The 24,997-nt window shown below is 46.4% G+C and carries 15 protein-coding genes; 3 read left to right on the top strand and 12 right to left on the bottom strand.

Features of this window, described 5'->3' with window-relative positions; all coding sequences use genetic code 11:
• Window positions 1-6 precede the first annotated feature (6 nt).
• From ACFOEK_RS04935 to ACFOEK_RS04920, 4 genes are all read right to left on the bottom strand, one after another.
• Window positions 7-2,376 (bottom strand): fatty acid cis/trans isomerase, encoded by a 2,370-nt coding sequence (locus ACFOEK_RS04935; protein ID WP_386717030.1) that lies wholly within the window; start codon window positions 2,374-2,376, stop codon window positions 7-9.
• A gap of 209 nt (window positions 2,377-2,585) precedes the next feature.
• The gene (pbpC, locus tag ACFOEK_RS04930) at window positions 2,586-4,985 is read right to left on the bottom strand and encodes a penicillin-binding protein 1C (protein WP_386717027.1); all 2,400 of its coding nucleotides are present in this window, start codon (window positions 4,983-4,985) and stop codon (window positions 2,586-2,588) included.
• Between the two features lie 155 nt (window positions 4,986-5,140).
• Window positions 5,141-11,023 (bottom strand): alpha-2-macroglobulin family protein, encoded by a 5,883-nt coding sequence (locus ACFOEK_RS04925; RefSeq protein WP_386717024.1) that lies wholly within the window; start codon window positions 11,021-11,023, stop codon window positions 5,141-5,143.
• Between the two features lie 212 nt (window positions 11,024-11,235).
• A complete protein-coding gene (locus ACFOEK_RS04920) occupies window positions 11,236-12,165 on the bottom strand; it encodes a histone deacetylase family protein (RefSeq protein ID WP_386717021.1) in 930 nt (309 codons plus the stop codon).
• A 262-nt stretch (window positions 12,166-12,427) separates the two neighbouring features.
• Here ACFOEK_RS04920 and ACFOEK_RS04915 point away from each other — a divergent pair, with 262 nt between their 5' ends.
• Complete coding sequence (locus tag ACFOEK_RS04915; protein ID WP_386717018.1) at window positions 12,428-15,184, top strand: bifunctional acetate--CoA ligase family protein/GNAT family N-acetyltransferase; 2,757 nt, start codon at window positions 12,428-12,430, stop codon at window positions 15,182-15,184.
• 63 nt (window positions 15,185-15,247) lie between these two features.
• Here the strand turns inward: ACFOEK_RS04915 and ACFOEK_RS04910 are convergent, their stop codons facing one another.
• From ACFOEK_RS04910 to ACFOEK_RS04895, 4 genes are all read right to left on the bottom strand, one after another.
• Window positions 15,248-15,718 carry an SRPBCC family protein gene (locus ACFOEK_RS04910; protein ID WP_386717015.1) on the bottom strand — a complete coding sequence of 157 codons (471 nt, stop codon included), beginning with the start codon at window positions 15,716-15,718 and terminating at the stop codon, window positions 15,248-15,250.
• Window positions 15,719-15,945: 227 nt separating this feature from the next.
• Complete coding sequence (locus ACFOEK_RS04905; protein ID WP_386717012.1) at window positions 15,946-16,848, bottom strand: recombination-associated protein RdgC; 903 nt, start codon at window positions 16,846-16,848, stop codon at window positions 15,946-15,948.
• 65 nt (window positions 16,849-16,913) lie between these two features.
• The gene (locus tag ACFOEK_RS04900; RefSeq protein WP_386717009.1) at window positions 16,914-17,414 is read right to left on the bottom strand and encodes a hypothetical protein; all 501 of its coding nucleotides are present in this window, start codon (window positions 17,412-17,414) and stop codon (window positions 16,914-16,916) included.
• A 141-nt stretch (window positions 17,415-17,555) separates the two neighbouring features.
• Window positions 17,556-18,491, bottom strand: coding sequence for a GlxA family transcriptional regulator (locus tag ACFOEK_RS04895; protein ID WP_386717006.1), 936 nt, complete (start codon window positions 18,489-18,491; stop codon window positions 17,556-17,558).
• A 96-nt stretch (window positions 18,492-18,587) separates the two neighbouring features.
• Between ACFOEK_RS04895 and ACFOEK_RS04890 the strand changes: the two genes are divergently transcribed.
• Window positions 18,588-19,145 carry a cysteine hydrolase family protein gene (locus ACFOEK_RS04890; RefSeq protein ID WP_386717003.1) on the top strand — a complete coding sequence of 186 codons (558 nt, stop codon included), beginning with the start codon at window positions 18,588-18,590 and terminating at the stop codon, window positions 19,143-19,145.
• Window positions 19,146-19,301: 156 nt separating this feature from the next.
• The gene (wrbA, locus tag ACFOEK_RS04885; protein ID WP_386717000.1) at window positions 19,302-19,898 is read left to right on the top strand and encodes an NAD(P)H:quinone oxidoreductase; all 597 of its coding nucleotides are present in this window, start codon (window positions 19,302-19,304) and stop codon (window positions 19,896-19,898) included.
• Between the two features lie 4 nt (window positions 19,899-19,902).
• Here wrbA and ACFOEK_RS04880 read toward each other — a convergent pair whose 3' ends face one another.
• The 4 genes from ACFOEK_RS04880 to ACFOEK_RS04865 all read right to left on the bottom strand — a co-directional run bounded on the left by ACFOEK_RS04880 (window position 19,903) and on the right by ACFOEK_RS04865 (window position 24,986).
• Window positions 19,903-21,567 (bottom strand): esterase/lipase family protein, encoded by a 1,665-nt coding sequence (locus ACFOEK_RS04880; RefSeq protein WP_386716998.1) that lies wholly within the window; start codon window positions 21,565-21,567, stop codon window positions 19,903-19,905.
• A gap of 97 nt (window positions 21,568-21,664) precedes the next feature.
• Window positions 21,665-22,882, bottom strand: a complete 1,218-nt coding sequence (locus ACFOEK_RS04875) for a bifunctional alpha/beta hydrolase/OsmC family protein (RefSeq protein ID WP_386716995.1) — start codon at window positions 22,880-22,882, stop codon at window positions 21,665-21,667.
• Window positions 22,879-23,742: a pirin family protein gene (locus ACFOEK_RS04870; RefSeq protein ID WP_386716992.1), complete on the bottom strand. Its 864-nt coding sequence runs from the start codon at window positions 23,740-23,742 to the stop codon at window positions 22,879-22,881. Before ACFOEK_RS04870 ends, ACFOEK_RS04875 begins: the two co-directional genes overlap by 4 nt.
• A gap of 152 nt (window positions 23,743-23,894) precedes the next feature.
• Entirely contained in the window at window positions 23,895-24,986 is a 1,092-nt protein-coding gene (locus ACFOEK_RS04865; RefSeq protein WP_386716989.1) for an HD domain-containing phosphohydrolase, read from the bottom strand.
• Window positions 24,987-24,997 lie beyond the last annotated feature (11 nt).

Here is a 24,997-nt window from a genome sequence, read left to right as displayed (position 1 = left end):
ATACGCTTACCGATTCTCCAACCGATTGTAATCCAGCAGACCGGCAGTCTTGGGTTGGTCTTTCAGGTACTGTTGATGAATACGGTCACTGTGGGCCCAGAAGTTAGGATTGGTACGACGAATACCGAAGATATCCATCAACTCATCGTAATCGTCTTCTGTCTGTAAGTTCGATACAGCAGCAATAAATTGATCCAGATTTGCTTCTTTAACATGCCAGTAAGCCGCAGGGTAGCTGCCAGTAATGCCACGATTAATAGTCAGATAGTCTTCTTCCGGCAGGCGGTTGCTGTCTTCGAACAATAAACTGTCGATGTTGCTGTGGCCGCTGTTTCTAAGGATGGTGTATAAGCCTAGGTCGTTATTTTCGGTTTCTACAGACAGTACGCCCATCTCTGGCATCAAGGTTGGCGCACCGACGGCGATGTTGTGCAACTTAGCCAGTTTAGTATCCAGAGCTGAATCGGTTAAGTTATGTGGGCTGGTTTGTAATGAGCCTAGCTTTGCTTTCGCCATATCTAATAGCTCGGATTTTGGCGAATCGGTTTTAAAATCAATGTTGGTTTTTACATCGAAATTTACACGAGGACCGAACACAAACTCTTTCACTTCTTGCTGGGAGTTACGATACCAAAAGCGCCATAGTTTCTTACGTTCATCAGCGGGCAGCAGTGACAGGAAGTTGCCTTCGCCTTCCATGCGTAGGAAGTCCATATACAAGCGGGTATTCATCTGATGTCCGATGTTTCCGAATACGTCGTATTCTGCGACCAGTAAGTAATGGATGCGCTCAAGCAACGGATAATCAATGAGCCAGGTAGTTTTAGGTTCTTGGCCTACCAAGCCTTTCACTACGGTAGAACTGTCGAAATGACGGAAGATGGTTAAGGTGGCATTATCGTTCTTTTTGTCTCCGTCCCAAATCAGATCGAGGTTTAACTTTTCTTCTTCACTCAAATGCCGGATTAATTCCAGCTTGTTATTCAGGTATTTCCTTTGCGTAGCAGAGAAAGATACCCAGTTGGTCACGATGCCTGCATTGCTTTGTTTTTCGCCGGGCAACACCAGGTTATCTTGTTGACTGGCTACCAGTCTGTCCATGCCTTCCGGGTTCAAATCCGGGTCAACAAACAGCACCCAGAAGTGATCGTCAATCACATTCAGTGCGATTTGGCCTCGACACACAGGGCCTTTGATGAAGCCCATAATGGTGAACTGTGATTCTTCCAGCATAAAGCGGTAACGAGATCGGCTCGGGATGGCCTCAAAGGCTTTAAACGGATTGGCTGCGATTTCCGGTTCATAACCAGGCAGTTCTGATACTGTGTAGTTTGGCTCAATAAACAGCGTCTTGATCCAGTTCATTCGCTGAGTATCCAGAGAATAAGGCATGTGCGTTTTTGCCAGAATGCTTTCCTGTTCGCGTTCTAAGCGATAGTAAACGCGCTGAATGCCAGGATCATCGTACGGGCGACGCGTTTTCACATGATTGATTGGCGAGCCGGGCGGTGTTGAAGAACGCACCATCTTAAAGTACTCACGGTGTGTCGAGTCTTTGTTCTCATCAAACTCAGCGAAATACAAATGCCCTAAATATAGATGTTCATAAACATAGCGGGCCATCAATTGATGTTTCAAATCGTCCTGATTTAGAAAGGCTTCCCATTGTGTAACTTGATCAGTGTATGGCTTGGTCAATTTAGGCTTATTAGCCATGTTTGCGCCATCGGCTAACCATTTGGTAAGAACGCCGTATTCCTGCTTCGATATGGCTGGTAAGCCGTAAGGCATGCCGTGGTTTGGGTTTTCGGCCAAATAATCTTGGGATTCCGCAGGCGAAGGGCACTGATTTGGATTGTTCAAGCCAAGGGGGATATCGTCACCCAGACGCTCAGAATCAAACACAGGTTGTTTCTGCTTTTGGCTGATGAATTGATACATCAAACTCGCTTGTAGATTCACCGATGGCGTTTGAGTTCGCTCATTTAAGATCGGGTGAAAGCCTTTCTGGCGCCATTCAAAGGTACTGTCGGCATCAATGCCTAAACGCGTTGGTTCGCTGGCCAGGATTCGAGCGCCGTCATACACCACATCTTTACTGGCACCACGGTCTATCCCTTCAGGGGAGGAAAGTTTTAACTGACAGGGCGCATCGTAGCAGCCATGACAGACCACACAGCGCTGTTCAATAATCGGCTGAACATCATGTAAAAAGTATTGGCCAGCGGTTGAGTCCGGCTCCACCATTCGGTTCTTAGGCGCGCTTTCGCCGTAGAGTTCAACGAGCGGATCGTATTGAGTGATGCCAACCCCCGCACACCCGGCTAACAACAAAACAAACCACTGCCAATGAAACTTTAAAGTAAATAAACGCATAAGAATCCATCCAATAATTGTCGATGTTCTGACCCGAAAAGCGCACATTCTGGCACATTAGAAATGAATTAAAAGGAATAAAAGTTGCTATTTTGTAAGTGGAAAAAGACGGAAAATTACAGTCAACAAGCGAACAGCTAAAGCCCCTATGAATGGGAGGTTAGCGGCTATTTTGAGTTGAAAAGTGGTACGTGTGTGTTCTTAAAATTTTACCTCACACCCATCCTCTGCACTTCCAATTCAATCGAATCCGTCAGTCCATGATCGTCCGTTACTGTTAACAAATACTTTCCTGGTTCAGCATTCCAGAATAAAGGTTTGTTGGGTGTGGATTTTCCAATAAAGCTGCCATCCAGAAACCAGTAGGCGTGTTTTACGTCGGCATCAAGAATCGCTTCAAAGGGCAGTTGTTCTTCATCTTCAGTTAGGAAATACACCAAGCCTTTGACGGGTGTGGTGATGCGCGGTGGTGTAGCATCGGCGCTGAGTTGTTCTAGCTGGCAGTCGGCTTCGTATTCCGGTGGTTGTTTACGCTGTATGCCGGCCATTTGGAAGAGTCGGGAGAGGTCGCTCGGCCAAAACTCATAGACATCGAGACGGGTCTTTCCGGGTTGATGACGACAAGCGCGTTTTCCGCTTTGGATGTTCACTGGTACGGCTCGGAATACGTTGCCGGTTTTAATCGGTGACACACCGGGAATAAACCAGCTTTTGACGGTCATTGGGCAATGTTTGCCCGGTAAGAATCCGGTGGCTTCACAGATGTCGACTTTCTTTACATTCAATTTGAGAAGTTCTGGCGGTTGCTTAAGTGTCATTGAGTTTAAAGAAGAGGTGTTGTTATTTTCTGTGGTGCTTTGTAGATCTCTGAAGATTTTGAAAAACAACGGCGCAGCGGCTTTCCGGCCAATCAGGTTGGGGTTGCCTGTACCATCGAAATTTCCTACCCAGACGGCTAGAACGTATTGGTCATCAAAACCGACTGACCAGGCATCCCGAAAGGCGAAAGACGTTCCTGTTTTCCAGGCGATGGCATTGCTGTTGGTTTTAGTGGTGTTGGAGACTGAATAATGAGGGCTATCTGTTGGCGGGTTTTGCGTCAGCATATGATAGGTGAGCCAGGCACTTTCGGGTGACAACAGTGTGTTTTCTGGAATGCTAAGGGGATGAGATTGTTTGGATTGGGTATGAGCCGTGCGTTCGGATTGGAATTGGCCCAAGTTTGCCAGCATCGCGTATAGACGAGTGAGCTCTAACATGCTGGTTTCCATACCCCCCAACACAGTCGACAGGCCGTAATGATCTCGGGTGTTCATTTCTGTGATGCCCGCTTGTTGTAGAAGTTGATACAGGTTTGGCGAGTTCAGTTGTGCAGCCAAACGTATAGCGGGCACATTACGGCTGGTAATTAAGGCGTCGGTAGCGTCGATCGGGCCAGCGTAAGCAAGATCGTAGTTTTCAGGTGTATAGGCTGCGAATCGACTGGGCGTGTCTTTTAATAATGAAAGAGGGTGAATCAATCCTTGATCCATCGCCAAGGCATACACCAGCGGCTTTAATGTCGAGCCAGGGGAGCGCTTGGCGGTGACGCCATCCACTTGGCCGGAGATCTCATCATTGAAGAATCCGGCTGAGCCAACCCAGGCTTCCACTTCCATTGTTTGGTGATTGAGTAGCAAGGCTGATGCGTTTTGATAGCCTAACGATTGGGTGTCGGATAAGTAGCGTTTTATCCAGGCTTCCACTCGTTTTTGCTGATTCAGCTTGATGCTGGTATGCAGACGATTTCTGGCGAAAGGTTGTGTTTTTTGCAAATGATTGACGAAGTGTGGCGCTTCAAAGGGCAGTTGTCGCGGTGAGCGAAAACTTAATGGCAGATCAAACCATTGGGCGAGCTGCTTGTTTTTACCGTGCTTGTCCTCACTGTGCTTGTCTTCACTGTATTGGTCTTGCCAGAGTTGTAACAAGCGCGCACGTGCGTCCATCAATTCAGCATAGCCTTTCGTGCTGAGAGGATTTCGTTTTGAGGGATTCTGCGGTATCACCGCTAAAGCCATGGCTTCTGCAGTATTAAGTTGCGCGGCAGATTTGTTGAAGTAGATCAGGCTGGCCGCTTCAATGCCCTCAATATTGCCACCATAGGGTAGATGGTTAAGGTAAGCGGTCAGAATCTCTTGCTTGCTGTAGTGGGCTTCAATCCATAAGGCATAGAGCATTTGTTGCAACTTGCCGGGAATGTGCGAAGAGTCGATACCTGTGCTCATGCGAGCCACTTGCATGCTGATGGTCGAGCCACCAATCTGACGATTCTTAACCACGTAGGTGTGCCAGAAGGCACGACCGATGGCGGTGAAGTCTACGCCGGAGTGATCATAAAAGTCTTTGTCTTCGTACAGCAGGGCAGCTTGAATGAGCGAGTCTGAGACGTCTTCGAGTTGGGTTTCTAAACGATAACTTTCATCATCGGCCAAGGTTAATCGCAGCAGTTGACCGTCTTGATCGAGATAGGCTGTTGACCAGGTTTGCCACTCGAACAGTTTCGGGGCAGGAAGGGCATATAACGTCAGCAGTAACAGGCCGTAGAAAACGGGTAACCCAAGGAGTCCCACTAACAGCCAGTAAACTGGCTTTTTGCTCCGTCGTGTTGATCTATTAGTGGTTACAATTGTTGATCGTAGTGACGGAGCGGGTGACGTGGAATCCTTGGGCATTACTGTGTTTATGTCTCTTTATTTCTTTTGTTTATTTCTATTAATTAGCAGGATTATTCAGAAGGCGCTACGCTCAATGAGCCTGCCGCAGAATAACCATAGGTTTTCGGATCGTACATGGCTTCAGCAAATACCGACGGTAATACGAAATCACCGGAAGCCGTTGCTTTCACCTTGTAGCTCAATTCCGTCACGCCTTGATCGAAGCTGCCGTAAATCACTAAACGATCTTCACGGATATCGATGTATTCGGAATCCCAGTAGCTGGAACGACGATCCAACGAGCTTCTTAAGACTTCAAAACCACCCGGTTGCAGATCCACTACAGCAACGCTGCTAACTCGGCTGTTGCCGGTCACGCGTACTTTCAGTTTCACTGTCACTTCCTGACCTTGATGGATTTGTTTGTCGCTTGAATCCAGCTTGATTTGATTGCCTTCTTCGTCATAAAACTCTTTGACGATCTCTATGCCTTGGTTGTCTTTTTTGTTTTGGTCGCCTCTTTTAGTGGATGCCCCACGCTCGAATCCGGCTTGAACCGTTTGATAGAAGAACGGGTGCGGCGCTTTCACTTGAGCAGATTGACGCTCTAGCGCAATCTCTTGGACCGCAAAGCCTCCTTCGGACGACTTGCTTAGTAACTCGAATTGCTCAGGTGAGACTTCAATGGAGACCTTGTCGTCGCCATAAAGGTTTCGGATACGTTTGCTGTAAGCACTTAATGCCAATGTCGTGTAGGACGCATTAATGGTGGTGATGCGCTCTTCTTGCATAGGTTTCAACAAACGATCAATGGTGTCTTCAGCCGATAAACTTTCCAACACACTTGGGAAGTGGTTTGAAAGCAGATACACGTATTGAGCAAACTGAGTGTCCGAGGTTTGATAGTTCGTTGAAGCACTCACTGAGTCCGATGGTGTGAAGAGCTTGATCAGACGATCCGCTTCTTCTTGTTTCTTGAGCAGTTGATAAGACGCGGCCAAGTAGCTGGAGGTGATGTCTTGCTGCCAGTTCAAAGACGAGGCTTCCAATACTTGATGCAGGTCGATCAGGTAACTGGTGGCAACACTTTGATTACGAATCAATAAGTAAATAGCCAATGCGCGTTGACGGGCAGAGATTAAGTCATCACTTTGACGACCTGCCATAACCCGCACTTTATCGATAACGTTATCAAACATTTTTCTCGGAACTTGATAACCAAAGGCTTTGGCTTCCGTTAATAAGTGCGTTGCATACAGCGTAGGGAAGATCGCAGTATAGGAACCACCTGTCCACAAGCTGAATCCGCCATCGCTTTGCTGACGGCTTCTCAATGTGCTGATCAGGGTGCTCAGTTTTTCTTCGGTGGCCTGACGTTGATCCAGGTATTCGGGCTGTGCTGCAAGGTTGATCCAAGGGAACACCTGACTGGTGATTTGCTCGGTACAGCCATGAACATAATTTGACAAGTAGGTTGTTAAGCCTCGCGTTAGCACCATAGGGCTGGCAGATGCGACCACTTGCTTCTTACCGAAGGCGTTATACATATTACGAGTGAGCGGAAGTGTCGCTGAATCGTCACTAAAGCCGGTGGCAATTTGAGTTTGGAAGGACGACGCCGGGCGAATGCTGAGGCTCGCTGAACGTTGTGTTTCTTCTGCAGAGACTAGATGACCATCAACGTTTGAACCTGCGTATTGAGCCACAAAGGTTAGATTGCCTTCGCCCAGAATTTGTTGACCGCCTTGGGTCGCTGTTTTTACTTTAACGCGGAAGGCGGCTTTGCTTTCACTGCCCTCAGAGATCGATAGGGTTGCAGTGCTGTTGCCGACGATTTCGAGGTTATCCGACGGCTTCAACTGAACGTTAATCTCGGCATTGTCGCCGGAACCGTCAATCAGGTTGGCAACGCCCAAGGTAACATCAAACTCATCACCCGGTGTGGCTGTGGTCAAGACGTTGGGTGACAATACAAATGGGCCACGAACCAAGCTGTGTTTGCTGGTGGCACCGATGGACTGATCCGCCACGGCAATGGCCATCACACGCAAGTTACCGCTGAAGGTGTCTGGCACCAGGAATTCAGTGGAGCGTTTGGTTTGATCCGCATTCAACACACCTGACCAGAATACGGCCGGTTTATCGAGTTTACGCTGGAAGGGGTTCAGGTTCGCAGCCATTAATTTCATGGCTTCAGCACCACCACCAACACCTGCGTGTTGTAGTAAGGTTTTATACTCCGGCAGAATCAGATCTAACATCTGTTGAGTGCGTACTTGCAACGCACGCTTACTCAAGAAGTGATCCAATGGCGCCGGTGTTTGGTAACCGGCCACTTGTAGAATGCCTTCATCCACCGCAAAGACGATGATCTTAGACGGTTTATCGGTTTGGTAACCAATCTTCATCGGTTTACCTGGGCGAACAATCTCTTTAGTGGTCAATTGGATGTCCACTTCACGCTTGCTGCGGTCGATGTTGAATGGCTGCACCGCGTAGCTCAGTGGGCTCATAAAGATTTCTTTCGCATCTTGCGAGCGAACAAAAGCAACATTGACGTAGGCGTTCCCTTCAATGCCTTTTGGTAAACGAATCTTCTGAAGGGTACTGTTCGTCGTGGTTTTAAACCACTTATGTGCGTGAACCTTGTTGCTCTCGATGGTGATCAATCCAGAACCGGCATACGGCGCGATAATGTTCATCTCGATCCAATCGCCTGGTTTGTAGTCGCTTTGATTCAGCTTCAACGATAGCTCTGCATTTTGCTCCAAACGACCAGCCATGTTGCCTTCCGACACTACTTGGTAGTCGATCTTGGTCAATAGCTGTTGTTGGCTGTCAACTAATTGCAGTTGGAAATCACCGGCTTCGTCCGTTTCCAAAGAAAGCGTGTTGTCTGCTGTTGTCAGCTCGAACGGGGTTTCTTTGAGTACTTTAGATTTGATGATGGATTGATAGCTGTAGGTGCCATCTTTTGCCATCACTAACGTTGATACTGGCTGCTTGTGAATCAGTTTCAGTGTTAGGCCGTCCAGCGCAATGCGTTCCAGTTTAGGATTAACCGCAACCAGCGAAATAGTGCGGGCTTGTTCTTTGTTCAGATAGTCCAGACCGCCATCGGCTTTGTAACCCACCAATTGCGTGAGTGGTGAAATCAACGCCTGATTTTGAGCGAAGACACTGCGGCCACCACCCGCTTCAAAGCCTTCAGCCTCGAAGTTTAAGCGATAAGTACCCTTAGCGTATTGATTGAGACTGATATCGAATGTCGCTCGACCATCAGCGTCACTGGTTTGGTCGTTTAGTCGTTCGTCAACCACTCGTAATTGCGCTTGTTCATCACGTAGCGGATCAACAAAGCGGTAGCCTTTGAATGGTCGGAAGTAGAACTCCGTAGGTGTCAGGTTCAGCGTCGCAGATACTTTACGATCTTGCGCTGGTGTACCGAACAGGTTTTTCAGTTCGACATTGGCTTGAATCTGTTCTTGATGGAACCAGCCTTGGGATAAGTTAGGCGACAGTTCAGAACTGATCTTCATGGTGTCTGGTTGGAATTCTTCGACCGTGAAGCTCACACCGCCCAAACGATAATCCAGATAGCCTTTCTTAGTCAGCAGGTACAAGTTAGCTTGATAATCACCGGTGCTGCTGGTGAGTTTGGTTTTATAGGTTAAATCAAGCAGACCTTCTTTGTTCAGCGTCAAACGCTTATCCAGAACCTTCTTGCCACGTGCGTCTGTAATGGTGAATTCCAATGGCAAACCAGCGGTAGAACGGAAGGTCTGGTCTTTGACGATGCTGGCAAACTGTACGGTTTCACCCGGACGATAAATACCACGGTCGGTGATCACGTAGGCAGAGAGTTGGTTTTGATCGGAACGCATTTGCGTCTGACCGGAGACATCAAAACGTGAGTAGTTGATCTGACGTGTGTGTTGATCATACGGTAAGAACGCGCGATCTTTCCCTTTGGTGATCAGGAACACCGTTGGTTGCTGTTCGCGATAGAGACGGCTTAAGTCGTGCAGTTCAGTTTGACCTTGTGGATCGGTTTGACCGGAGAAGACTGGTACACCATTCTTGCCGAGCACTTCTACTTTAGCGTTGCTAACCGGTTGGCCGGTGGCTATGGACTGTACGAATACATGCTGACGATTAAAGTCGCGAGTCTTCTTAACGATCACACCCAAGTCGGTGATTACAATCAGGCGCTTGTCTTCTTGACCGTACACTTTGCGGTTGCGATCCATGTCCCAGCCAGATACTTCCACAAAGAACACGCCCATACCGGCTTCTTTTAGGTAAGACGCCAAAGAGATAGATGCGTAATTCAATTCTTTCGGATGTTTCTTGGTCAGTCTGAGAATTTGTTCATACGCGACCGAGATATTTTGTTCATTGAACTGGTAATTACGGAAATAAGGTTTGCTGATATCGCCGCCGGTTTGGCTGATCAAGTGATTTAATTGCTTGTCTTGAAGCTTATGAATCGCCACTTTCAGTGCCGTGTGACCGCGAGACATCAGGCTTAGGGTTTTATCGCCAGACAATGACAGTAATGACCCTTCACCCATGATGCTGGCTTCTTTTGGATACTCATCCAGATAGATAACCTGACGATAGTTTTTCGCTAAGGTGTAATCGCTGCTAGAGGTTAGGCCTTGCTTCACTTTGAGGTAAATGGCTCGGCGTTCCGGGACATCAAGCTTCAAGTTGTAGTACGGAGAACTGGCTTGTTCGTTTTCCATCCATTCTGGTGACAGCTTGGTCATCTTGCTGGTAGACAAGGATGTGGCACGATCGAGATTCCAGTGGCGATTGGTTTTTGGAAGTAAATAGACATCCAGATTGTCTTGGATTTCGTTGAAAGTAATACCGTCAGTGAATTGTAGGTTCAGGATTTGCTCTGGCTGGTTGTCCTGATTTCTTAGGATACGAACGTCGGCATTAGTTACTTTTAGGAAGTTGCTGATGTTTGGTAGTAGTACTTTCTCATCAATGCGCTCAGCAAGGGTAGAGTCTGAGCCCATGCTTAGCAGTTCTTCAGTAACAATGAGATGCGCATACTCTTCGTGTTCCGGAAGATCAATTTGTTCACTCTTCAGATAGATTTCACGATCATTCAAACCGTAGTTAACTTCAAAACTTGGTTTAACCGTTTGCGTAAGCTCTACCATATTTCCGGTCTGCGGCTTGAGGATTTCAAATCTTAAATGATCACGAATATTGTCTCGCTTAACGGGATGAGAGAGTTTTAAGGTAGCAACCAAGTGTTGTGCGTTGCGTTTGGTTGGGTCTTTATAAAGCTCGAACTTTTTGACGGTTGCCTGGAACGCAAAGGTGGTGAACTCGTAGCTGAGATCCGCCATTTCAATATGTTCGGCAAAGAAATCTTCTGCAAAAGTAACGGTGTAATCTTGATCCGCAGGCCAGTCGGCTTCCGGGGTGAACTCAATACGATTGTCGCCGACCCAACGCCATGTACCCGCACGATTAGGGAAGAGTTTGATGCCTTTTGTGATTTCTTTATCTACGCCATCAATCGGAGCAACAGACAAACGACCACTCGGGCGTTCAATTAGACCCGTTGATAAGTAAGTCGAATAATCAACTTTCTGATAGTTAAAAGAAATGACCAGAGGTTTAGGGCGGATGACCTCTTCATTCTCAGAGAGTTTTGGCGTATAGAGCTTGGCCACAACCTTGGGTGGTTTAGGAACAAACAGGTGATAGTAAGTGCCGCCGAATAACCCGAGAAGTACCAGACATATTGTCCAGAAGCGTTTTGGTTTGGTACGACGAGTGTTGTTGATGCCAGAAATCCAACCGGGAATCGACCAGCTGATGCCTAAAAAGCGATAAAAGATCAGGTTCAAAACCCAAGTAATGGGCGAAAAGATTAACTTAACAATGAACCAAAGAATCGACATCAAGCTTGATGCGATAGCAAACATGGCACTTCTCCCTGTGGCATTTTCTCTGAAATATTTTAGACGAGCTTACGCTAACGTGAGGCGGGGAAGTATAACTTTCGACCGAAGGTGCGTCACCGGAAAAATCTTGGAAACCGCTAAACAATTGTATCAGTTTGTAATGGTATGGAATGAGGCTGAAGCTCTTCGCGTAGTAGCGAATTGAGTGAGGTGATGGATGAGCCTAAAATCGCTTATTGTTTCACCCGAGAAAGCATCAGAGCCTTTTCATCACCAGCAAATACGCCTAAGTGAGCACTGACGCAGTGGGGCAGGGCATCCAGTGAATAACCACCTTCCAGCATGCTGACGATTTTACCGCCACAATATTTGTAGGCTTGGTTTTGTAGCCAACGAGTCAGCCAGGCGAAGTCGCGAGTTTCCCACTCCACCGTGGCCATTGGATCTTGACGATGGGCATCAAATCCCGCAGAAATAAGTATGAGTTGTGGTTGGTGAATAGCCAGTGCCGGTTCCCAAACATCATTCACTGCTTGGCGCATGAAGTCGCCGTTGCTGTGCTCTTCAATGGGTAGATTGACTATGTGTTCCGGCAAACCATACCAATGACTGTTTGGATAATACGGGTGTTGAAATGAAGTGCAGACTAAGGCTCTTGGCTCGTCTCGTAAGCATTCGATGGTGCCGTTGGCTTGGTGAACATCAAAGTCGATGATGGCAACGCGCTCTAATCCATAATGATCGAGGGCATATTTGGCGGCTATGGCAATGTTACTAAAGAAGCAAAAGCCCATGGCTTTACGAGGTTCGGCATGATGACCTGGTGGTCGAGTGGCACAAAAGGCAACTCGGCTGGTTTTGCCTGATTTGTTTCCAGATCCTAAAACGGCATCCACCGCATTCATACCTGCCCCGGCGGCGTACCAGATGGCATCCATTGAAGTTGGGCTAAGTGCTGTATCTTCATCGACCATGATTAAGCCATGGGATGGTTCAATGCCTAGTAACTGATCTATGTATCCAGCCGGATGAACAGACTCAACCCACTTGCGATCCGCCTTTGTCGCCATCTCTTTATTCAACGCATCAAAAAATGGCTGTTTTTCCAGATGCTTCATGATTTCAATCAAGCGCTCCGGGCATTCAGGATGGTGATCCGTCATGCGGTGTTCCAAGCAAGCGGGATGCGTAATAAAGGTGATGTCTGACGGTGAGTGATCTGTCATACGAATTAGGTAAGCGTTCTGTCTGTTGTAATTTTTGGCAAAGTATACTCTCTAACTTAGCCGTGTCGTCAAAAAAAGTATTGAGATAGGTTAAGTTTTGTTTAGTTCCCACATGCTTTCTAAGGACAAGCACAATATACTGCGGACATAACCTATCCACAGAGTTCATAAAGGGAATTAACTTGTAGGTCTGAATGGTATGGCGACTAAGTATCTTAAATATTTCTTTGAACCTCGTTCGATTGCTGTCATCGGTGCTTCGGATAAAGAAGGCAAGATGGGGCAGATCGTCCTTAAGAACTTGCTTGAAAGTGATTACAGTGGCCAGATTTATGCGGTGAACAAGCAGAAGTCGGGCGATATTCAGGGGGTTCCTACCTATAAGCGCATCAAATCCCTTCCTGAAAAACTCGATCTAGCCGTTGTGTGTACACCGCCGGAAACCTTATTGCTGATCATGCAGCAGTTGGTGTGGAAAGGCGTTCGTGCAGTCATGTTATTGACCGGTGGTTTGTCTCGTAAGCATTCCTGGTTCGATAACAACCTGAACCAAGCCGTTCTTCGTTTGGCGAAAGTAAATAACGTCCGGGTGATTGGTCCGAATACTTTGGGTCTGATGTCGTCAGTAAACCCGATCAACATCAGTTATGGCCATTTGCCGATTCATAAAGGCAATGTAGCGTACGTGGGGCAATCCGGAACAGTCGCTAGTAGTGTATTGGATTGGGGGCATGCTCATGGTTTTGGTTTCTCGCACTTCATTAACCTCGATGATCGGGGGGATGTGGATCTTGCCGACATTGTGGATTACTTGTCATTGCATCGTTCAGTACGAGTGATTCTTTTGCATGTGGAGCACATCAGACGACCTGAAAAATTCATTGCTGCGGTGGGCGCGGCTGCCAAAGCTAAGTTAGTGGTTGCCGTTCGAACCGGGGACAGCGAAGGGGTGATCGGAGATGGTCATCGAGTCGCACAAGGTATTCACGATTCGGGTCGAATCTATAAGCAGATGTTTCGTCGCTTGGGGGTGATGCAGTTGCGTTCCCCGTTGGATCTGATGGAAAGCTTACCGATTTTGGAGCAACAACGTCGTTTTAAAGGCAATCGATTAGCCATTTTATCCAACAGCATTGGTATGGCGATGGTGGCAACGGACCGACTCTATGATCACTCCCGTTCCGAGCTGGTAAAGTTGAGCGATAAAACCATTGAGCAGCTCAATAAGGTGTTACCTCGTTATTGGTCTCAAAAAAGCCCGGTGGATTTGGAAGTGGGGGCTTCTGCTAAAACTTATATCAAAGCGGCAGAAATTATTTCTCAAGATCCGAATGTGGATCACTTGTTGATTCTTCATGTGCCAAGCGCACACGCTCATTCCTATGAGATTGCTGAAGCCCTGGTGCAGCATCGTGATAAATTACGTATACCGATTATGACCTGTTGGGTGGGAGAAGGCAGCTTAGCAAAAGCTCGCTCCTTGTTCGATCAACACGGCATTCCTTCGTTTAATAGCCCGGAAGTGGCGGCGCAGGCATTTCGTCAGTCGGTGAATTATCACTACTCGTTAACCATCTTGCGTGAAACGCCATTACGTTTACGTCTTGATGAGTGCAAAGACGCGACGGTTGATATTCTGGATCGCTACATCAAAGGCGATGAGTTAGCACCTGATACGCTAGTGACGTTATTAAGCCAGTATGGCTTGAAAGTGGTTGATACTGCTTTTGATGATGATCCTGTTTCTTTAATTCGTAAGGTCGAAAAACTGGGATACCCGGTTAATTTAACCATTATTAATCAACGCCGGTTAACTCCGTTTTCCTATCGTGATGATCCGTTAAAGTGGCGAGGCTGTCAGCGCAATATCGTTGATGCAAACGAACTTGCTCAAGCGGCAGAGACTTTGGTTAAACGCTATAAGAAACAAGATCCGAATGAACGCCTGATCTGCTTTAGTGCCCAGAAAGTGCTGAAACCTACTTTGGGGTTGCAGTTCAATATGGGGGTAACCCGGGATGACGTGTTTGGCCCGCTGATTTTCTTCGGTGCGGGTGGGTCAACCGTTAATATTCGCTCGGATCGGCAAGTGGCGTTTCCACCGTTGAACATGACTTTGGCAAGCGACTTGATTCGCCGTTCTTACGTGTCGCATCTGCTCAGTGATTTCGGTGAGATTGGCGAGCTGCAAAAGAAAATTCTGGCTAAGACCTTAGTAACCTTATCGCAGCTTGTGATGGATCATCCTAAGTTAGCGTTACTCGAAGTCTCGGCTCAGTTTGAACATAAAGATCAGTTGGTGATTTATGATGCTTCCGGAACCGTGGGTTACCCTTCGCAGCCGCTTTTTCACGGCTACCCAGAAGAGCTGACATCACACTACACCTTGAAACGTAGCAAGCAAGAAGTGACGTTACGCCCGATTATGGCTGAAGATGCACACGCGATTATCGAGTTTCAGGAAAGCATTTCACCCGAAGCCAATCGCTTCCGTTTCTTCCATCGCCAAGCTCGGTTTTCTGCCACCGAGATCGCGCGTTTAACGCAGATTGATTACGACCGTGAAATGGCCTTTGTGGCAACACAGCGTAAATCCCACTCTCAAGAAGAAAAAATTCTTGGTGAAGTTCGTACTTGGACTGATCCGGATAATGTCTCTTCTGAGTTCGCGGTTATGGTACAAGACCAACAAACCGGTGAAGGCTTGGGTATGGCGTTGATGAAGAAGATGATCAGCTATTGCCGTAAGCGCGGCACCTTATCCATGGTGGGAACGGTGCTACCGGATAATTCGGGGATGCTTAAGCTGGCTGAGAAGCTTGGATTTGAAACGCAGTACAATCAGGAAGAGCAGGTGACTGAACTCTTCTTACCTCTGAACAAGCCAAAAGAAAGCTGGCAGAAAGTACGTTTGGCTGCATTGGCAGGGAAAGAAAGTGCGCATAAAAAATCCTAAGCCCGATTCTGAATCGGAACTTAGGATTTTCGAAGCGAAATTGTTCGGAATGTTCTTAACGAATTACGCTTTAAATACTTCGTGAAGGTTGTCGATGTACTTATCGACCATACCTTCAAACTCCATTTTTACAACCGGCGAAATCATTGCACGAGTTAGCTTAGGCAGTGGCAATGTCAAGGTCGCTTTGGTTTCAAACACGATATCAGTGCCGCCGTTGGCCGCTTCAGTAATTTTCCATGTTCCAAACACTTCTGCGTTGCTGTCTTTGGTTTTAGCCGGTTTCCAGGAAATATCACGAGTAGATGCATCAGACTGATATTCACAAGCATAAATGGTTTGAATTGAGGCTGAACCTGCGCCAACTTTTTCCATTTCCCAACGATATTGGTTGTCTGATTCTTTAACTAGATTGTCTAGCTTAGGGAAGTGGCTGGTGGATTCTGGAACGTCTGCCAGAACTTCGAACACTTTGTCTGCATTTGCAGAAACGGAGAAAGATTTGTTGATTTCAATGGTAACGTCAAAAGCCATTGTAGTTCCTTAACGATTTATACATCCGAGTGAAATTGTGGGTATGAATTTATTTAGAGGCTTCTAAAGAATCCAAACATACCTTTTTATTATTAAGGACGCATTGTAGAAGTTGGTGGGAAAAGAAGAAAGTAGCGAATACGTCATCTACGGCCAGATAATGACGTAGTTCGCTATAATAACCTCTGACGGGGATTTCAGAGGTGAAAATATGAAGAGCTAGCTAATCACTCTTCACTAAAGTTCTTAGCAATACTCTCAATCACATCCAATAACTCATTGACGATCAGAGCCATAGAGCCTGTGAATTGGCTAACGGCATCGGCTTCACCCAGTTCATCGTGAATTTCTTCTTGATAGGTATCGGTAAACTTGATGCGTTTGATGATCAGTTGATCGTCGATCACAAGTTCCAGTTTGTCCTTCCAGTTCAATGCCAAACGTGTAACCGACATGCCGTTATTTAGATAATTAAGAGCATGTTCATCAGCGACGTCCATTCCTGTTAGGCGTACAGAACCGCCGTCTTCGTCGTCACTTTTCAGTTGTGCTTCGAAGCCCAGTTCCATGTGTTGCGGTAGGCTGTGTTTGCCATTAAGCCACGCAGACATGACGATGGCTGGTGACATTTCAGTTTGCAGTGGAACCACTGGCATGGTGCCTAAAGCTTTACGCAGTGTGGATGCAACTTCTTCTGCTTTAGAGGAACTACCGGCGTTAACCAGCATGAAGTTCTTCTCAGGAATAATCACAGCTAAGGTATCTTGAGTGCGAGAAAGCGCATTTGGTAGCAGTAGGGTAGTGATGTCTTCTTTCAGTTGCGCTTTTTCTTTACGACGAACTGGACGACCGTGTTCTGCTTCAATCTCTGCCACTTTTTCTTCGAGGCGTTCATTGATGGCAGACGGTGGGATCACTTTTTCTTGATGGCGCAGGTTAATGATCCATACGCCCATCAGTTCATGAACAAGCATATCTGGCGCTTGTTTTACCGGTGCTGCCCAGCCGTTGCGTTTTCTTTCTTGTTGGCCGCAAGGCTTGAACGAGAATTCTTTTAGTTTCTTTTCCAACTCATCAGCAGTGGTTTCAAGCGGACGAGTGATTTGATATGTAAAGCACTGTTTAAACATAGGATTCTTTCGGGTTTTTAATTGTGGATAACTTTGTTGTTCGGTGCATTAAAAGCGTGAAGACACTAATAATCGCTTTCGAGTTGTTTAAGACGAAGCCAACTTTCCTGAAGTAATCGAACCAGTTCATCGCTTTTGTCTTGAGACATCAACAACAAGTCAGAACACTCACGCAGTTGATCATCAAACTCTTCAGGTAAACGATCCGGGAATAACTCGTAGGCATTGGCGATTTCAAAGCTCAGTTCTTCGTTGAATTCAGAACATAGCTTATCAAGCCAGCGCTCGATGATCGGTGCGTTCATGCAGTACACCGTTTCGCCTTGAAGGTCGTTGTTCATTTCTCGAAGCACTTCCCAGGCCGGGTGTCCCATTTGGCTCAGTTGATATTCTTCCAAATCGAGATCCGTTAAGCGGGCATCTTCGTCTTCCCAGCTTTCTTCCGGGGTGATGATTGCGTCTTTAATGTCATTGTTTTCTAAAGACCAAGCTGCAATAACTGGGTAGCTTTGATCGCTGTAGCTGCTGCCTTCGACAGAGATAAAACGCGGTAAGGAATCACTCATCGGGTTACCTTGGATGTCTGTATGTGTGGGTATGTCAGTCTATGCGGACGAAAACGAACAAGTTTAGCAAAGCTGAGGATGGAACGGCTATGGAATTTTCTTCTGAACTTCAATTATCTGTTGTCATTTAAATAAGGTTTCTTAAGTCCCTACGGAGAAACGATCTTTAAATTCAGTGGGGGTGAGCCCCATGATTTTGGTAAAGACTTTCCGAAAGCTGTTAACGTCTTCATAGCCTACCTTGAAGGCTATCTGTTCCGCCGTTTGTTGCGTGGATTCCAACAAATTACAGGCGCTTTGAATACGAACACGCTGTAAATATTGAAGGGGTTTTAAGCCCGTTGCTTCAGTGAACTTTCTTAAGAACGTACGCTTGGTCATGAAGCTTTGAGAGGCAAGTTCTTCGATCTTAATCGCATCACCATAGTGTTTATGAAGATAGTGTTGTGTCTTCAGAATGGCTTCATAACCGTGATCCATTCTTGGAGTGAAGCTTTGATAATAACGTTGTTCTCGTTTGCCGGTATCGACGATTAAGTACTTCCCTAAATTGCGCATCACCTGTGGTGACATAAAGTGGGCAACCAGTTCCAGACCAAGATCAACCCAGGACATGATGCCACCCGCAGTGATCAAGTTGCCTTCATTAATCAATATGCTCTCGGCCTGAAGGTGAGCATCAGGAAAGCTTGATTGTAACTGCTCCGCAAGCTTCCAGTGCGTTGTCACTCGTTTATGGTTGAGTTGACCTGCTGCGCCAAGAAGAAACGCACCGGCACAAGCAGAACATAAGATTCCGCCTTTACGATGAACGTGATTAATGAAGGAGAGCAGTTCTTCGCTGGGGTTTTGAAAGTAAGTGTTCTGGATGCTGGGTGGACAAATGAGAATTTGAGTTGGTGTTGATAGAGGGTCAAAACTTGAATCGAGTTGAAGGATTTGAGGAACAAACTCAATCGTCAGATTTTGTTCAGATGCGATATTGTTGGCCAGTAAAAACAGTTCTTCTAAACCATGAGTGGCACTTTGCAAGGCACCCGGATAATTGATGATATGAACATTAATATACTTTGTCACTTTTGATCTCTATCTTGGCATTTTTGCCATAGGTAAGGAGTTCGCATCATACCCATAATTTCTCCAGACATTCAAACCACGTTAAGGAGAAAGACTATGTCCAAAACCGCATTAGTTTTGGTCGATTTCCAAAATGACTATTTTCCAACCTTCTCAGGCGCTAAGTGGCCGCTCTCAGAGACTGAAACTGCAGCTCAGAACGCAGCAATACTGTTAGATCATGTTCGAGAAGAAGGCTTGCCGGTAGTACATGTTCGTCATGAGTCACTTGCAGAAAATGCGCCGTTCTTTCAGGTCGGTACTGAAGGGGCTGATATTCACCATAGTCTCAAACCATTGCCTGATGAAGCGGTTGTGGTGAAGCACAAGGTCAACAGTTTTCTGGACACTAACCTGAATTCAATACTTAAAGATCAGGGTGTGATCAGACTCGTCATTGCGGGTGCCATGAGTCACATGTGTATTGATGCGATTGTTCGAGCGGCTTCGGATCTGGGATATGAATGTGTGCTTGTTCATGATGCCTGTGCAACTCGAGATCTAGAGTTTAATGGCGTCAAAGTACCAGCTGAGCATGTGCATGCCGCATTTATGGCGGCATTAACCAGTTATTGTTCGTTGAAATCAAGTGAGGCGGAAATGTCGATGATATGAGTGCATATTTTAGTAAATGCGCTCTATGAATTAGTGAGGCTGTTTTTAACAGCTTCACATTGTTAACGAGCTGACCAATGAACTGGAGGAACTGCTGGGCAAAGCTAGAGTGAATGTGTGAGTTACCATTTCTTTTTGAATGAAAGGCAGGAGACCATGAAAAAGATTTTAGTACTTTATTACTCCAGTTATGGCCACATAGAAACCATGGCAGGTGCTGTTGCTGAAGGCGCTTCCGGTCAGGTCGGTGTTGAGGTAGATGTAAAACGAGTTCCTGAACTTATGCCGGAGGAAGTTGCTAAGAATGCCGGTGTGAAATTGGATCAAGCGGCTCCGGTTGCCAGCCCCGCCGATTTGGAAAATTACGATGCCATTATCTTTGGTACACCCACAAGGTTTGGCAATATGGCATCTCAGATGCGGAATTTTTTGGATCAAACCGGAGGGCTTTGGGTACAGGGCAAATTGGTTGGGAAAATTGGCAGTGTCTTTACTTCTACCGGTACGGGTGGAGGCAATGAAACCACGGTGCAGTCCTTCCATACCACGTTGTTTCATCACGGTATGATTGTCGTGGGGTTGCCCTATGCATGTGCGGATCTGGCTGACATCAGTGAAGTAAAAGGCGGATCGCCCTTAGGGGCCGCTTGTATTGCGGCGGCAGATGGCTCTCGTCAGCCGTCTGAGAAAGAGTTAAACATGGCTCGATTCCAAGGTGAGCATGTGGCTAAGATCGTTTTATCTATGAAGTGAATGTTTATTGAGATGCTTTAAGCTTGGTCAGGATAAAGCGAATGGCTTCTTCACTTTGATAGGAATTGTGGTTCGAAGGAACGATTATCTCTTGCTCTGCTTGTGATAAATGGGCGCTTGCGTAGTTTACTACGCTGTCAGTAATGTTATGGCATTGTTCTTGGGTATCACACTCCATGTCGGATTGAGATCCTATGATCGAATAAGCCGTGCCTGCAATGGGTAGTTCGTTCAGGGTTTCAAGTAATGGATGCCCTGGGCGAAGCACCTGAACACTGTTAGGCCCATTGTTTCTGAGGTACGGCAGCATACGCTGCGTGACCCTATCAAGACCAATGCTATCTATGAGTGTCTTGATCATGGAGATAAAGTTTTGAGGTAGATTGACCAGTGTTGAGCTGACGTTTCCAACAAACGAACTGGCGGTGTCGGAGCCCCTGTGTGGGGTGTCTAGAAAGAAAACCTGATTGTGTTGTGTCAGAGGCTTAAATATCAGTAAGTCTGTAATGGGATCATTTGGTGCGATCGAAAGCTGCTCTGGTCGCTCTTTGAAGGTGGTGTCCCACAATTGATAGCCGGAATCTACCACCATGGTATGGGCAAGAATACCGCCCATGCTGTGTCCAATGTAAACCATTTGCTTTTGATTGTGGCTGTTCTGAGAACGACTGTTTTGAACGTGACGGTCGGCACTTAAAGCCAATAGCGCCTTCAATCGCTTGCGGAGAAGCATGCCATTGAAAAAGGGCGGCGGTCCTGACGGATAAAAAGCGTGCCAGATTTGATATCGACTGTGTAATTCTTTGTCGTTCAGGATGTTCAGTGAGAGATGTCGCCAGATTAACGGGTCTGAATTTAATCCATGAATCATTAAAATGGGGATTTTCTGGTTATCGATGGGCTCAATGGCGAAGATACCACGGCGGTTTTCGGCGAGCTCCGCATTAAAAAATCCGTCCCAACTAAATTGATCTATGTTCGCGTGTTCCAACAAAAGTAAGTAGGCCGCAGCTGGTGTATAGGCGATTTGATAGCGGTTGTTGCCAATCTCAAGGGATTTTGTGTGATTCATTGGCTGCAATTGAATGGTTAAATGCCATCCTGCTGGACTACGCGTCAGAGATTTCATTACAAAGGTGGCATTACGGAAGATGCCTTCTTTAGGATAGAACGGGTCCCTACCGTAACCTGTGTTAGAGCGGTAGGTGATGGCGGGTACACCGATTTGACCGTGATCTTTAATGGTCAGATAGTTATCCAGCGTTTTGAGATGTTGCGTCAGAAAATACTGCTGTCGCTCTTCTAATGATGTATCCAGTGTTACACGCACATTTCCGTGGAGTAACGACCCCTTCTTTAGGAGTAGTTGCTGAACAAGAAAGGATAAATTTTTGTTGTGGGTTTGAAGCAGGCCGAATTTCTCTAGCGGTGATATAGGTGATCGGGAGAGCAGTTCCTGTGCGCAAATGGTTCGCAAGAGATGAGTCAACAGTTTGTCGTCGAGGTGCTTAAAGCATTGCTTTTTGATCTCATCAGAAGACAGTTGCTTCCAGACCGGAAGATAAGGATTGAGGTAGGGTGTCCCATTCGTGTGAACTAGCACCGTTTCATCGGAGGGGATTAATTCAATAAAACGGCCTGAACTGCACCCAGTTGATAAGGGGAGCATCAAGATGATCAGTAGTCGTAGAAAAAGCCTGTATTTGGTCAGATAAGCGTTTATCCATCTGAACCAATTGAGATTGTGGAACGTCATTAAGTGCCAGCTATCCTGGTAGTGTCTCAATGATTAAGGTATTGCTCAGTGTTTTGTGAACGGGGCATCGATCTGCGATCTCCATCAGTCGAGTACGTTGTTCTTCCGTCAACTCTCCAAACAACTCGATACGACGTGTGATTTTTTCAGCATAGGTGTCTTTTTCCTGGCATTCCTGACAATCTTCAAAGTAGTTCTTATCGTGAGAAAGTGTCACTTTGATGTGCTTGAGGGGGAGTTGTTTATGATCTGCATACATGCGTAGTGTCATAGAGGTACAGGCTCCCAAGGCTGCCAGTAAATGCTCATAGGGATCAGGTCCTGAATCTCTGCCACCTACGCTGGTGGGTTCATCTGCGAGCCAAAGGTGTTGATCACTGACAACAAATTGAGCGAACTTATGATCTTTTTCTTCCACCACAATTTCATTTTTTCCGACCGATTTTGGCAGATCTTGTTGAGCTAGTTTCAGTTCTGTTAGATCAAGATAATGGCCAAGCCAGCTGGAAATCACATTGGCAACGTATTGGGAGTCTTCTTTCTTACTCAACAGGTGATCAGCCTGATCGAGAGAGACAAAACTTTTTGGATGCTTTGCCGCCTGATAGATGTATTCGGCTTGCTTAATCGAAACCGTGTTATCCAGAGGTGAATGCATTACTAGCAGTGCTTTTTTGTTTAATACAAACATCTCCTGGCTATGCTGTTTAACGTCTTCTAAAAACTGTTTTTTGATCTTGAAGGTACGGAGGCCGAGTTTTACTTCGGCTTCCCCTTCGCGTTCAATTTCATCCATAGCGCTGACAAAGTTATGAGTGACATGTTCTGCCTGAGCAGGAGCGCCAATAGTGACGACGGCTTTGCATTCTGGAATGTTATTAGCCACCGATAAGACGGCAGCCCCACCTAAAGAATGTCCGATCAGTGCTTGCGGGGCTTGATAGTGGGTTCGAAGAAAATCGGCGGCACTTAACAAGTCTTGAAGGTTTGAGGAAAAGTTGGTGTTGGCAAAATCCCCGTCGCTGTTTCCAAGGCCTGTGAAATCAAAGCGCAAAACGGCAAAGCCTTCTCCCACCAAGGCTTTTGAGATTCTTGAGGCCGCTGCGATGTCTTTACCGCAGGTAAAACAATGAGCGAACAGAATATAGGCGAGTGGTTGATCCAGTGGTGTTTCAAGAAGACCCGCGAGGGTTTGTCCATTGCTTTGAAACTCGACTTTTTCTCTCATTTAAACTCTCCTAGCGCCACATATTCCTGATTATCCTCTGGGATGGAGGGAAAACCTTGTGTTTTCCAGCGTTTTTTGGCCTCTTCTATTCTGTCTCGGCTGAATGAGACAAAGTTCCAGTGAATATAGGGCGTTTTGGTGAACTTCTTCCCTCCTAACACTATACAGCGGGTATGACGTGTACAAAGGAAATGAGAGTCTTCTTCCTCTAGCAGTACAAAGTCTCCTGCTTCATACGTAGCCCCCTGAATTTCGATCTGACCATATATGAGGTAAATGGCGGTTTCTTGATGTTCTTGTGGTTGGTCGATACTGGCACCGGCGGGTGCGACAACATCCAGATAGAACATAGGGCTGTAGGTTTTGACGGGGGAACTCATACCATAAGCTTCTCCAACAATCAGTCGAATCATTTTCCCGTCTAAATTTAGCTGAGGAAGTTGTTCTTTTTTGATGTGATGAAAGCTAGGTTCAATCGTTTCCAAGGCTTCGGGTAAGGCTATCCAGCATTGAAGACCATTTATCTGATGCTGTGATGTACGGACTTCGATGGACTCTCGTTCTGAATGTACTATGCCCTGGCCTGCGGTCATCCAGTTGACATCGCCGGGATGGATTTCCTGGTGATTACCAAGGGAATCACGATGAAGAATACTGCCCGTAAATAAATAGGTGAGTGTGGATAACCCTATGTGAGGATGAGGTAGAACATCAATACCGTCTCCTTCTGAGAAGGTAGAAGGGCCTAAATGATCGAAGAAGATAAATGGCCCAACCATCTTCTTTTTCATATTCGGGAGCATGCGTTTAACGGTTAAGCCGCCTATATCATGTTCAGTGGCTTCTAAGATTTCAGGCATGAATTTTCTTTAATGATGTGTGACAGCAAGGATAAGCTAATACATATTTAACCCTAGCGCGTAAGCTGAATTTTGCCACTCGTAGATAACGCATTCTGAAGTTCCGTAGCTGACAGAGTAAATTTGTGGTGTTGAATATAGACTCACCCAGCTCATCCTACGGTTGTTGTGCACTCGGCTTGAGAGGTATCTGCTTCGGATGCGTGTTCTTCTGGGGTGTCTTCTTCCATCCACTGTTCTCTGATGGCGAGGATTTCGTCCAAATGATCTAGAAATAAGGGGACAAGTCTAGGGTCGAAGTGTTCGCCGCTTTCTTCTTTGATCAGATCTAGAGCCTTTTCTATGGGCCAGGCTGCTTTGTAGGGGCGTGCTGTGGTGAGCGCATCAAACACATCTGCAATGGCAACGATCCGACCCTCCAGAGGAATGTCGGTGCCTTTTAGTCCTCTTGGGTAGCCTTTGCCATTCCATTTCTCATGATGAGTGTAGGCAATGCTGGCGGCGAGTGCTAATAAAGGCGAGTTTTGATTGCCTATGATCTTGTAGCCGATGAACGGGTGCCGCTTCATGATTTTCCATTCTTGATCATTCAGTTTGCCGGGCTTAAGTAAAATGTGATCGGGAATACCAATTTTCCCAACATCGTGCATTGGGGCAGCAGTACAGAGCAGTTCGCATTCTTCTTCGGAAAGGCCGGCGGCTTGAGCTATGACTTTGGAGTAGTTACTCATGCGAATAACGTGTAACCCGGTTTCGTTGTCTTTGTATTCTGCGGCGTGACCCAGACTGTGAATGATTTGTTCTCGGGTTTCATTTAATGCATCGACGCCCACCAAAGATAAGTGCGTTTTAACGCGTGCCAAAACAATATTGGGGTGAACCGGTTTGGTGATGTAATCAACCGCTTGGCATTCAAAGCCAAGGGTTTCGTGATCATCGCCAGTCATGGAGGTGATAAAGATGACAGGAATGGAAGCGGTTCGTTTGTTTTTCTTTAATTGTTCGACCGCTTCGTAGCCGGACATTCCAGGCATGACAATGTCCATCAAGATAAGGTCTGGCTGTTGTTTGTTCGCCAATTCAATGGCTTGTTCGCCGCTTTTGGCAAACAGTGTCTGGTAGTCTTCGTTGAGAATCCGGCCAATCACTTGGATATTGGCGGGTTCATCATCCACGATCAGAATTTTTGGCCGCTGGTTAATCTGAATGGATAGGGATTCATTAAGTAAGGACGTTGTGTTCATCTGGCTCATTC

Origin of the sequence: Litoribrevibacter euphylliae (assembly GCF_042646085.1) — a bacterium.
GTDB lineage: Bacteria > Pseudomonadota > Gammaproteobacteria > Pseudomonadales > Litoribrevibacteraceae > Litoribrevibacter > Litoribrevibacter euphylliae.
Note: the sequence above shows the minus strand (reverse complement) of the source record. Positions and strands in the feature narration are given on the sequence as shown.